12 protein-coding genes are annotated in these 12,249 nt (G+C 42.0%); 10 read left to right on the forward strand and 2 right to left on the reverse strand.

The features are described from left to right. Nucleotides 1-19: 19 nt before the first annotated feature. A complete protein-coding gene (gene alr, locus H6G41_RS09530; protein WP_190745827.1) occupies nt 20-1,207 on the reverse strand; it encodes an alanine racemase in 1,188 nt (395 codons plus the stop codon). 454 nt (nt 1,208-1,661) lie between these two features. Between alr and H6G41_RS09535 the strand changes: the two genes are divergently transcribed. The 4 genes from H6G41_RS09535 (at nt 1,662) to H6G41_RS09550 (ending at nt 6,203) form a co-directional block, all read left to right on the forward strand. Then, nucleotides 1,662-2,159 (forward strand): HNH endonuclease, encoded by a 498-nt coding sequence (locus H6G41_RS09535; protein WP_190745829.1) that lies wholly within the window; start codon nt 1,662-1,664, stop codon nt 2,157-2,159. A gap of 884 nt (nt 2,160-3,043) precedes the next feature. Continuing rightward, the gene (locus H6G41_RS09540; protein ID WP_190745831.1) at nt 3,044-4,330 is read left to right on the forward strand and encodes a bifunctional oligoribonuclease/PAP phosphatase NrnA; all 1,287 of its coding nucleotides are present in this window, start codon (nt 3,044-3,046) and stop codon (nt 4,328-4,330) included. 129 nt (nt 4,331-4,459) lie between these two features. After that, nucleotides 4,460-4,954 carry a phosphohistidine phosphatase SixA gene (gene sixA, locus H6G41_RS09545; RefSeq protein ID WP_190745833.1) on the forward strand — a complete coding sequence of 165 codons (495 nt, stop codon included), beginning with the start codon at nt 4,460-4,462 and terminating at the stop codon, nt 4,952-4,954. Between the two features lie 112 nt (nt 4,955-5,066). Next, a complete protein-coding gene (locus tag H6G41_RS09550) occupies nt 5,067-6,203 on the forward strand; it encodes a citrate synthase (protein ID WP_190745835.1) in 1,137 nt (378 codons plus the stop codon). On the opposite strand, the gene H6G41_RS09555 is transcribed toward H6G41_RS09550, so the two are convergent. Beyond that, entirely contained in the window at nt 6,200-6,355 is a 156-nt protein-coding gene (locus H6G41_RS09555; RefSeq protein ID WP_190745837.1) for a hypothetical protein, read from the reverse strand. The genes H6G41_RS09550 and H6G41_RS09555 overlap by 4 nt on opposite strands. Nucleotides 6,356-6,540: 185 nt before the next feature. Between H6G41_RS09555 and nuoH the strand changes: the two genes are divergently transcribed. The 6 genes from nuoH to H6G41_RS09585 all read left to right on the forward strand — a co-directional run bounded on the left by nuoH (nt 6,541) and on the right by H6G41_RS09585 (nt 11,931). Beyond that, complete coding sequence (gene nuoH / locus H6G41_RS09560) at nt 6,541-7,659, forward strand: NADH-quinone oxidoreductase subunit NuoH (protein ID WP_190745839.1); 1,119 nt, start codon at nt 6,541-6,543, stop codon at nt 7,657-7,659. Nucleotides 7,660-7,751: 92 nt separating this feature from the next. Next, nucleotides 7,752-8,336 carry an NAD(P)H-quinone oxidoreductase subunit I gene (ndhI, locus tag H6G41_RS09565; protein ID WP_190745841.1) on the forward strand — a complete coding sequence of 195 codons (585 nt, stop codon included), beginning with the start codon at nt 7,752-7,754 and terminating at the stop codon, nt 8,334-8,336. Between the two features lie 108 nt (nt 8,337-8,444). Further along, nucleotides 8,445-9,098, forward strand: coding sequence for an NADH-quinone oxidoreductase subunit J (locus tag H6G41_RS09570; protein WP_190745843.1), 654 nt, complete (start codon nt 8,445-8,447; stop codon nt 9,096-9,098). 51 nt (nt 9,099-9,149) lie between these two features. After that, nucleotides 9,150-9,455, forward strand: a complete 306-nt coding sequence (gene nuoK, locus H6G41_RS09575) for an NADH-quinone oxidoreductase subunit NuoK (protein WP_006199065.1) — start codon at nt 9,150-9,152, stop codon at nt 9,453-9,455. A 6-nt stretch (nt 9,456-9,461) separates the two neighbouring features. Next, complete coding sequence (locus tag H6G41_RS09580) at nt 9,462-10,382, forward strand: NAD(+) kinase (protein ID WP_190745845.1); 921 nt, start codon at nt 9,462-9,464, stop codon at nt 10,380-10,382. A gap of 757 nt (nt 10,383-11,139) precedes the next feature. Continuing rightward, complete coding sequence (locus H6G41_RS09585; protein WP_190745847.1) at nt 11,140-11,931, forward strand: GNAT family N-acetyltransferase; 792 nt, start codon at nt 11,140-11,142, stop codon at nt 11,929-11,931. Nucleotides 11,932-12,249 lie beyond the last annotated feature (318 nt).

A 12,249-nucleotide genomic window follows, 5' to 3' on the forward strand; every position in this document is an offset into this window, starting at 1 on the left:
GATGCTGCATGGTCTCAGGCTACATCATCGCCACCCTGGGTAACCGATGCTTAAATCCACAGAGAATTTCCCAAGAAATAGTGTTTAATTTCTCTGCCCATTCATCAGCAGAAATTTTTTCTTTGCCCTGTTGCCCAAGTAATGTGACTATTTCTCCTTCTTGGATATCGTCTATGTTAGTCACATCTACCATCAACTGATCCATTGTAATTGTGCCAATTTGTGGCACTCGCTGACCACGAATTAAAACTTGCATATTGTTGGAGAGATGACGGGGAACGCCATCGGCATAGCCAATACCCACAACTGCTAGGCGTAGTTCCTGGGGGGCAATAAATTGATGCCCATAGCTAACCCCAGTTCCCGGTGCAATGGTTTTTACCTGGGTGACACGGGCTTTCACTTGTAAAACAGGGTGGAGATTGATTTTAGTTTGTAAATGTGGTGATGGATATAGTCCATAAACAGCTAAACCCACACGGACAATGTCGTAATGCAAGGCAGAATCTGCGAGAGTTGCGGCTGAATTGGCTAAGTGCAGGGATGGTATTTTGATACCCATAGCTTGAATTTGGGCGATCGCTTCCTCAAATCGTCTATGCTGTTGTTTCATTGTCGTAGTATCAGGACTATCTGCTGTCGCCAAATGAGAGTAAATGCTAGCAATCGTCAGATGGGGTAAGCCCTCCACTAACTTGACAAACTCACCCGCTTGTTGCCAGTTAGTTCCTAACCGCGACATACCAGTATCTAATTTGATATGTACGGGTAAAGGAAAACTATGATTGATGGCTTCTAGGGTGTCAGAAAACACCAAAGCTTGTTTGGGGCTGCAAAGTGTGGGTTGTAATTGCCATTGAGCGATCGCCTGAATTTGTTCTGCTGTGTGGGTTGCACCTAAAATTAAAATTGGGGCTTTAATCCCAGCTTCTCGCAGTTGTATGCCTTCGGGCACTGTGGCTACACCTAACCAACTAGCTCCTGATTCTAATGCTGTTTGCGCTACTGTCACCGATCCATGACCATAGGCATCAGCTTTAACTACTGCCATCAGTTGGTTACGCGGCGATAACAACCCGACTAACTGCCGTACATTATCAGACAAAGCTGCTAAATCAATTTCTACCCAAGCTCGTTGCGAGAACCAAGCATAAGTATCGCCGTCTTGCCCAGAAGCAACACCAGGAATTTGCTTGCTACTTAACATTTTCATTCACTCCTATCACACTAATACTTGACTGCCAAACGATCTATCTATTCCATTGCTAACAATGGCATCAGATTAATCTGGCAGTTTACATTCGATTAGGGAATTGTCACAAGATTCCTACATGGCTAATTTGTGCTTTTTCTCAGAAAATCTAGCTGAAAGATTATTTCTTGGTTCTGTTTTTGGTTTACAGGCTGGCAAATGTCTGAATAGTCATCAGGCATAAGAGTGACTTTTATTACTCAGAATTAGCTTTTCTTCAGCAAATGTTGTGATTTGTCCTGAGAAATAAATTTTGAATGTAGCTTACTTCTGTAGGACTAAGTCAATTTTTGATGGATAACAGAATATTGAGTTGGTAAATTATGGCGAAAGTATAATTTATTCTCATCCCCCAAGTAGAGTATTTATGTGTTAATATATGTAAAACTAATACCTTGAGCGTTTACCAATGGGTAAGGTTTTAGTCCTAAATGCCTCTTATGAACCGCTCAATATCACGAGCTGGCGTCGTGCTGCGGTTTTATTAATCAAAGGCAAGGCAGAACGCGTTGAACATAATGGTAAATTCTTATACTCGGATTTTCCTTTGCCAACGGTAATCCGGTTACGGCATTACGTGCGCGTCCCCTATAAAGAAATTCCGCTGACACGCCGAAATATTCTGCACCGAGACGGACATACATGTCAGTACTGCGGTTACACCGGGGATGAATTGACCCTAGATCATGTCATTCCGCGATCGCGTGGCGGTGGTGATAGTTGGGAAAATATTGTCACAGCCTGTGTGCGTTGCAATGTGAAGAAAGGGAGTCGCACGCCTCATGAAGCACACATGCTTTTACGTCATCCTCCGCGTCAACCTTACAGCAGCCTTTATTTTGAGGTTAGTAAACATCTCAAGAGTGGATTACATAAAGAGTGGCAAAAATATGTGATCGGTCTTTGAGTCTACTGAAGTAAGTTAATGCTTGTGTGAATTTGGCATTTTGTGGCGGTATGTCATTAGTGGTTGATGGGTACGGCTTTAGGTAATTCCAAATCTCAGCCCAGAAGACGCTGGATTTTGGCGTCAGACTAAGAACAGGAGGTAACTGCGGGATTAAAGCTATTGGCTTCTAGACCTCACTTTGGTTAGGTTTAGAGACGCTACGGCTGACCTATGGAAGAGCAACATTTAATTGCAGACTCATAATTATACCCCTATTTTGCGTAAATGGGGAGCGAAGGCTGGTAAATTAGCAAAATTATTAATTTAATTAATAAAATGACATTTTTAGTTAACAATAAAAATAATTGTTAATCCTTCATTATTCACTAGTATAAAACTATCAGCTATGAAATTTGACTAAGCATCCATTGCCTGTGAAATATGAAGTTAAAAGCCTGCTTAGAGAACATGAGTCTCAAAATGTAAAAACAAGCTCAACATTATCCAATTGGTAGCATAATTGTGTAAATAACGCTGGCTAAAAGCAAGCCTATACATTCACAAACTTTGTGCCTTTAAAGGTCAGCTATTAGTCCAGTTAGGAGAAACAGCTTCCTAATTAAATTCTCTTTGAAAGAGAAAAATAAAAAAGATGAAAAAATTCTCTTAATTTAGACTGTATTAGGAAATACTAAGTACACTGGTAACCAAAACCAATCTCAATACACTGGTGGAATTGGGTAAATGCTAGCTATTTTGACTGATAAAAAATAGACCGAGATGTATAGTGCCACCATTCCCTATTTTTGCGAAGATCGTAATGTGTGGCTAAATCAGTCCAACACTGATTTTAATATTTCTTAACTAAACAATGGAGCCTCACGCTTACAAAAACCTTCCATATGCAATTGAATCCTTCTTTGATGCAGTTTGAGAGTTTGTCATTGACCACAGAGCCGAACCAAGAGGATGCTGAAATAGACGCAGTCCCCATTGTGGAAGTCCCACTTAGCAAAACCTCCATGCCACCAACGACAAGTGAAGGAGGTATGTATCTAGTTCAGCGTGGTAATTCCTTGGTGTCTCAGAAGTCAGAAGAGCTGCAAAAGACACTTCTAGCGCACCGCCACGAGCGTCAACTCATAATTCTCCAAGATTTTCCTGACCCTGATGCCCTATCTTGCGCTTGGGCTTACCAGCTAATTGCCCAGCAGTATGATATCAAATGTGAAATTATTTATGCTGGTACCTTAAGTCATCAGGAGAACATTGCCTTAGTCAAGCTGACTAATTTACCAGCTCAGCGCTGGACATTGCAAACCATCAAAGGTAAAGACTTGTCATCTTACCAAGGTTTTATCTTAATTGATAACCAAGGAACCACAAGTCAGCTATTATCAACGGTACAGCAGGCAGGCCTTCCCCTAGTTGCAGTGATTGATCATCACAGCATCCAATCGGATCTCAAGTCAGAATTCGTTGATGTCCGTCCTTATGTCCGGGCGACGGCAACTATTTTTACACAGTATCTACAGGCTGGATTACTAACCTTAGATAGCAGCATTAACCAGCATGTTAAATGTGCTACTGCCTTGATGCATGGCTTGCGATCGGATACAAATCGACTGATGCAAGCACAAGAAGAGGATTTTATGGCTGCTGCGTATCTCAGTCGATTTTATGATGCCCAACTGCTGAACGCTATTTTACAGGCAAATCGTTCCAAGCGGGTGATGGATGTGATTGAGCGCGCGCTCAAAAACCGCATCGTCCAAAATAACTTTTCCATTGCTGGTGTTGGTTACATCCGCTATGATGACCGGGATGCTATTCCCCAAGCAGCGGATTTCTTGGTGACAGAAGAAAATGTTCACACCGCCGTAGTGTACGGTATTGTTCACGATGAGGATGACGAACTAGAAGTAGTAATTGGCTCTCTGCGAACTACCAAACTCACCCTTGATCCTGATGAATTCATCAAAGAAGCCTTCGGACAAGATAATAACGGGCGCTTTTTTGGTGGAGGTAGAACAGGTGCAGGCGGCTTTGAAATTCCGATGGGTTTCTTATCCGGCGGTAATGAAAACTCAGCTTATGCAAAAATGAAATGGGAAGTATTCGATACTCAAATCAAGCAAAAGCTACTGAAGTTAGTCAACCCTAAAGACAACCCGATTCAATCAGAATAGTTAGTTGTTAGTAGGGGCGGGTTTATGTGGGATCGTCATGAATTCGTGAGGATATCTGTGAACCCGCCCGTACATTTGTCAGTTGTTAACCAGACAAATGACCACAAGCCAAGGATTTAGGGCAAAGTTGTGGAACTATATTTAATTCGTCATGGTATAGCCGAAGAGAGAGCATCTGCCATCAAAGATGAGGAGCGAGTACTCACCAAGGAAGGCAGACAAAAAACAGAAAAAGTTGCTCAAAGACTAGTGAAGCTAGATTTACACTTTAATTTAATACTTACAAGTCCTTTAGCTAGGGCGCGGCAAACAGCAGAAATACTCATTAAAACCGGGCTAAGTTCACAGATGGAGGAATCTCTCCATCTTGCACCTGATGGAAATATTCATAATTGGCTGCACAACTGGCTAGAACCGAGAAATTATTCTCAAAATACCCAAATTGCCCTGGTTGGACATGAGCCTTGTTTAAGCCAATGGGCGGAAATTCTTCTTTGGGGAGAAACCAAAGCCAGCTTAGTCTTGAAAAAAGCAGGTATGATCGGGATAAAACTACCAGAAATAGGCTCTCCTCTGGGTCGTAGTCAGATGTATTGGTTGACACCACCCAAGTACTTGCTATAACGGTTTCATAACAGTTATGAAAGGACTTAGGTTATAACTGTCACTGTTATTGCGATAACGATTTCTGGTAAGTTAGCCTGAGCAAATCTTTCATAAAGCAGATGGTGTTGCCATGTCGGTGTGCGAATACAAGCCCGGTTTGGAAGGCATTCCCGCTGCCCAATCCAGTATCAGCTATGTTGACGGGCAAAAGGGAATACTAGAATATCGTGGTATCCGGATTGAGGAACTAGCAGCAAAAAGTACATTTTTGGAAACTGCTTATCTTTTAATCTGGGGTGAACTGCCCAGCAAAGAAGAATTGGAAGCATTTGAGGATGAAGTTCGCCACCATCGGCGGATTAAATATCGCATCCGGGATATGATGAAATGTTTTCCAGAAAGCGGTCATCCAATGGATGCTCTACAAGCCTCAGCTGCAGCTCTAGGCTTGTTTTACTCTCGCCGGGATTTACATAATCCCGTCTACATTCGAGATGCAGTTGTTCGCTTGATAGCAACCATTCCTACAATGGTGGCGGCCTTTCAGTTAATGCGCAAGGGTAACGACCCAGTGCGCCCGCGGGATGACTTAGACTATTCGGCTAACTTTCTCTACATGCTCAACGAGAAAGAACCCGATGAGTTGGCAGCGCGCATTTTTGATGTCTGCTTGATACTGCATGTCGAGCATACGATGAATGCTTCTACCTTTAGTGCCAGAGTGACAGCTTCTACGCTCACAGATCCCTATGCTGTAGTTGCTAGTGCAGTGGGTACCTTGGGCGGGCCTTTGCATGGTGGAGCCAATGAAGAAGTCATTCAAATGTTGGAAGAAATTGGCTCGGTGGCAAATGTACGCCCCTATGTAGAAGATTTGCTGCAACGGAAAGCCAAGATTATGGGTTTTGGGCATCGCGTCTATAAGGTAAAAGACCCCAGAGCTACGATTTTGCAAAACTTGGCAGAACAGTTGTTTTCCAAATTTGGGGAAGACAAGTACTATGAGATTGCCCAAGAGATGGAACGAGTAGTAGCAGAAAAGCTGGGTCACAAAGGAATTTATCCTAATGTTGACTTTTACTCCGGTTTGGTGTACAGGAAAATGGGAATTCCCACAGACTTGTTTACACCAATTTTTGCGATCGCTCGTGTTGCTGGTTGGTTAGCTCATTGGAAAGAACAGCTAGAAGAAAACCGGATTTTCCGTCCAACTCAGGTTTATAACGGTCGTCACGAAGTTTCTTATACCCCGATTGACCAACGCTAATGAGCAGATGGACTGCTTACTATAGCAGCTGGCGACCAAAGGGAATCATCAACATTGAAGAAAGCAGAAACCGTTGCCACAATGGAAGCGGTAACTTTGTCCTGGGGCAACAATATTAGGGGATTGGCTGCGTGAATCCCAATTATTGCCATAAGTAGAACTTGTGGTTGATTTGCGGGGGGCTAAAACCATCCAACGGTATACTAGGCATGGGAAATAGCAATCAAAATTCAATCAGGCGTCGTCTCGGTAGAGATATTAATGGGTGAACTTACAGATATTAATTTAACTAATATTTTGTAACTCGCCATCACAAGATGACTTAAAGAGCGGAAACATGAACTCAGGAATTGACCTCCAAGGAACTTTTATTAAATCCCTGACGGATTTAGGACTACCACCAGACGCAGCCAAAGCTATTTGGATGCCTCTGCCAATGATATTGATGCTCATTGGAGCCACAGTGGGGGTATTAGTAGCCACTTGGTTAGAGCGGAAAATTTCCGCCGCCGCCCAACAGCGGATTGGCCCGGAATACATGGGGCCTTTTGGCTTGTTGGTGCCGGTTGCCGATGGTCTAAAGCTGGTATTTAAAGAAGATATTGTCCCAGCCAAATCTGACCCCTGGTTATTTACCCTAGGGCCAATTATTGTTGTAATTCCGGTGTTTCTGTCTTTTCTGATTGTGCCCTTCGGACAGAATATTGTGATTACGAATGTGGGGATGGGGGTATTTCTGTGGATTGCCCTGTCTAGCATTCAACCAATTGGCTTGTTGATGGCTGGTTATGCATCAAATAATAAATACTCCCTCTTAGGGGGCTTACGGGCAGCAGCGCAATCAATTAGTTACGAAATTCCCTTGGCGTTGAGCGTACTCGCGATCGCCATGATGTCTAACAGCCTCAGCACCGTTGATATTGTTAACCAGCAATCTGGCTACGGTATCTTAGGCTGGAACATTTGGCGTCAACCAGTTGGGTTTCTGATTTTCTGGATCGCCGCCTTAGCGGAATGCGAACGCTTACCCTTCGACTTACCAGAAGCGGAAGAAGAACTAGTCGCAGGTTATCAAACCGAATATGCCGGGATGAAATTCGGTTTATTCTACCTGGGTTCCTACGTTAATTTAATTCTTTCTAGCTTACTGGTTGCTATTTTATACTTGGGCGGTTGGGATTTCCCCATTCCCATTAGTGCGATCGCTAATTGGGTAGGAGTCAGCGAAGCCAACCCAGTCTTGCAGGTAGTAACTGCTTCTTTGGGTATCATTATGACCGTACTCAAAGCCTACTTGCTAGTATTCGTCGCTATCCTGTTGCGCTGGACAGTACCACGGGTACGGATTGACCAATTGTTAGATTTAGGATGGAAGTTCTTGCTACCAGTTGGTTTGGTTAATCTTCTATTAACCGCAGCCCTGAAACTAGCTTTTCCCGTAGCCTTCGGTGGTTAACCAATTTTAGATTTTAGATTTTGGATTTTAGATTGAAATCCAATCCAAAATCGGAAATCCAAAATCCAAAATTCCAGAGAGAGTAAAACACGATGCTAAAGTTCCTCAAACAAGTTGGCGATTATGCCAAAGAAGCAGTGCAAGCTGGTCGTTATATCGGTCAAGGCTTATCTGTTACCTTCGACCACATGCGGCGGCGGCCTATTACTGTCCAGTATCCCTACGAAAAATTGATTCCTGGCGAACGTTTTCGCGGCAGAATTCACTTTGAGTTTGATAAATGTATTGCTTGTGAAGTTTGCGTGCGCGTTTGTCCCATCAACTTACCCGTTGTCGATTGGGAATTTGACAAAGCTAGCAAGAAGAAAAAGCTCAATCACTACAGTATTGACTTTGGAGTTTGTATTTTCTGCGGTAACTGTGTGGAATATTGCCCTACTAACTGTCTGTCTATGACAGAAGATTACGAGCTTTCCACCTATGATCGCCATGAGTTGAACTATGACAACGTCGCCTTGGGACGCTTACCCTACAAGGTAACCGACGACCCAATGGTGACACCATTACGCGAACTAGTTTACCTGCCCAAAGGCGTGATGGAACCTCACGATCTACCTGCTGATGCTCCCCGTGCTGGTGCACTTCCCCAAGACTTGGTAGAAAAAGCAGAAAAATAAATGTCACAAGTCTACAGTCAATAGTCCATAGTTAAAACATGACTATTGACTATTGATTATTGACTATTGACTTTTGATTCTTGACAACTGAATTGAGGACAAAAAACAGTGAATCTAGCAGAAGGAGTACAGGTTGTTTCCTTTGGTATACTGGCTGTGATGATGATTGGGGCAGCTATAGGCGTGGTGTTGTCTTCGAGCATCGTCTATTCTGCCTTTTTGCTTGGTGGCGTATTCATCAGTATTGCTGGCTTGTACCTGTTACTCAACGGTGATTTTGTCGCAGCAGCACAAGTACTAATTTATGTTGGTGCAGTTAACGTGCTGATTTTGTTTGCGATTATGTTGGTTAACAAGCGGCAGAATTTTGCACCCTATCCTAGTGCTGGGCTGCGGAAAATATTCACAGGTGTGGTGAGTCTGGGATTATTTGCGCTTTTAAGCACAATGATTTTAGCAACTCCTTGGGCTTACGCAACCGCTCCGGTAACTATTGAAAGTTCCATAGTGTTGATTGGGGAGCATTTCTTTAGCGATTTTCTCCTACCTTTTGAATTGGCTTCCGTTTTGTTGTTGATGGCAATGGTGGGAGCGATTATTTTGGCGCGTCGCGAATATTTACCAGATGCTACAACTAGTTCTGAAATGCCACAAACAGTGTTAACTTTGCCAGAACGCCCCAGAGAAATGGCAGCAATCGGTAACATTGGTAATGAATCTGGTGAAAATCCTGTTTATCGTGGCGGTTCGCGGCGCGAATAATTAGCTCACCCCAACTCACAACTAAATTTTGAATAACAACTCAAAAGATTCATGCAACTCCAGTACTTTTTGTTACTCGCAGCCGCTTTATTTTGTATTGGCATCTATGGTTTAATTACCAGTCGCAACGCTGTGCGCGTGCTGATGTCAATTGAGTTACTGCTAAATGCTGTTAATTTGAATTTAATGGCATTTTCCAACTTTCTTGACTCAACATTAATTAAGGGTCAGGTTTTCACCGTATTTGTGATTACCGTGGCCGCAGCCGAAGCGGCGGTAGGTTTGGCGATCGTGCTTGCCATTTATCGCAACCGTGATACCGTCGATATGGAGCAGTTTAATCTCCTCAAGTGGTAATTGCGCGTGCAACTCAAGCAGGTAATCATTGCTTATAAAGCGCGAGATGCCCAGAGTAAACGCTGGGCAGAAATCTGTGCTAAACAACTAGAAAATCGCCAATGTCAGGTGTTGATGGGGCCTAGCGGCCCAAAAGACAACCCTTATCCGGTGTTTTTGGCTTCAGTGGGTCAACCAATCGATCTGGCATTGGTACTTGGCGGTGACGGTACTGTTTTAACAGGTGCCAGACATCTAGCTCCAGCTGGCATCCCCATTCTGGGAGTGAATGTGGGAGGTCATCTGGGGTTTTTAACCGAGTCAGTTGAAGAATTTCAGGATACAGAGAAAGTTTGGGATCGGTTGTTTGAAGACCGCTATGCGATTCAACGGCGGATGATGTTACAAGCAGCAGTGTTTGAAGGCCAAGGATCGCATTTTGAACCAGTTAGCGATCGCTATTTAGCTTTAAATGAATTCTGTATCAAGCCAGCCTCTGCCGATCGCATGATCACTTCAATTTTAGAAATGGAAATTGACGGAGAAATTGTCGATCAATATGTTGGCGATGGCTTAATTGTTTCCACTCCCACTGGTTCTACAGGTTACACCGTTTCCGCCAACGGCCCAATCATGCACGATGGGATGGAAGCGGTTACCATTACTCCCATCTGTCCCATGAGTCTTTCTAGCCGTCCTCTTGTCTTACCCCCTGGTTCTGTGGTCAGCGTTTGGCCTTTGGGGGATTATGATTTGAGTACCAAGCTATGGACAGACGGAGTTTTAGCTACTTCAATTTGGCCAGGACACCGCGTTGATGTGCGGATGGCTGATTGTCGAGCGAAATTTATTATTTTGCGGGAAAATAACTCCTATTACCAGACTCTACGGGAAAAATTGCTGTGGGCAGGTACTAGGGTTCGCTACAGTAATAATCACCGCAATTAATTTTAAGTTCATTTTTGTTGGGATCTGCGTCTTTCTCCAGTACAAATTGATCGCTACCAATTCATAATGAGGCAATTCGGAGGAAGGTAATACCAATTCAACTAATGTGTGCGACACATCAATGAGCGATCGGGGCACAAACAATGTTGTGCCCCTCATCATCTGTTAACTTTTTTTCTCAAACTGATATCAAGTTTTAGATTTTATTGTTCCGGAATTTTTGCTAGTTTGTAAAAATTTATTTGTATCCAGCAGCTAGCCTACGGATAAATTTGTCGGCTGACCCTATATATTAAGAGAACTAGACAGATAAATTACACAATAGAAAAATTCTGTATCTTATTGCCAGATTTTTTAGGCAATTATATTCATAATAATAACACCCATTTCTCAGTTCTCTAATTATTCGGAATTGGGAAACACAGATAATGTTTCACAGTAGTTGTGGGTAATTAAACGAACCATACATTAATTTCAGGAGAAGTTGTCAAACAGTAGAATTAAAAGCAAAATTTACAATTAAGTAAGCCGCTTGCTTTGCCATAATTTAATACGACATCTAGATTTTTAAACCATATTCAAAGCTAAGTATAGTTTCAGAATCAACAACTATAATAGTCCTCAATTATTGGCGATAAATTAGCTCTCCGAATTCTCAAACATTTTGGTTATCTGGGTATCGGTGGTTTTCAGGAATCACTACCTTTGCATTACCTTAATTTAGTAAAAAATTTTCCCATCCCCAGTAGGAAGACAGATGGAAATTTCTTGTCCCAACACTGATAATTCACGGAATCCTGCATCATCATTAATAGATTTTCCTGTACTACAAAGTAAAAACTATATCTTAAAACTGGCAACAACTGAAGCAGAATTAGAATCAATTTTTCGGTTGCGATTTGAAGTTTTTAACCTGGAATTAGGTCTGGGTTTCTCTAATTCTAATACTGACCGAATGGATCGAGATAGGTTTGATGCCGTTTGCCATCATTTAATGCTGATTTCTCAACTGACTGGGAAAACAATTGGTACTTATCGGATGCAAACTTATACAATGGCTTCTCAAGGATTAGGTTTTGATGCTGCTGATATTTTTAATCTTAGTAGTATTCCCGAAGGTATTCTTCAGATGTCTGTAGAAGTTGGGCGTGCATGTATAGCTAAGGAATATCGCAATAGTCAAGCACTTTTATTACTCTGGGAAGGACTAGCAAATTATCTCATTCGCAGTCAAAGTAAATATTTTTTTGGATGTGCTTCTTTACTCACACAAAATCCTGGGGAAGCTGTTTGTGCTTATCAGTATTTTCAACGTAATAACTGGATGCATTCTCATATTCTAGTTTATCCCAATCCAGCATATTCAATAGAAATTTCAGCAAATTGTCCAGATTCATGTAATGTTGCTATTCCTAATATTGTGCAAGCTTATTTAAATATAGGAGCAAAAATATGTAGTCTGCCGGCTATTGACAGACAGTTTCAAACTATTGATTTTTTAACTATCTCAAATATAGAAGAGTTGGCTAAATGGCATTTTCCCAGATGAATAATATTTGCACCGCAGAGTACACAGAGTATGTAGAGAGAAGAAATTATTATTCTAGTATTATTAATGTTTATGCAAATCTTGCTGAATAATTTCAAAACAACGTTTTGCTTATGCATCAGCATTTCCAGAAGCAAAAACTCCACCTGTAGCATCTGTTGCTATGGTTCCAGAGATATAAATATGGTTTCCAACTTTTAATCCACGATAGTAATCTAGTTGAGATTCTCAAGAAGTACCAAAAAATATAGGTTTATTTTCCATAGAATGGGAAGTTAATTTTGAAGTTGAGATAAAAATCAACAGCCTAAATTTTTA

It is taken from the genome of Tolypothrix sp. FACHB-123 (assembly GCF_014697075.1).
Lineage (GTDB): Bacteria > Cyanobacteriota > Cyanobacteriia > Cyanobacteriales > Nostocaceae > Aulosira.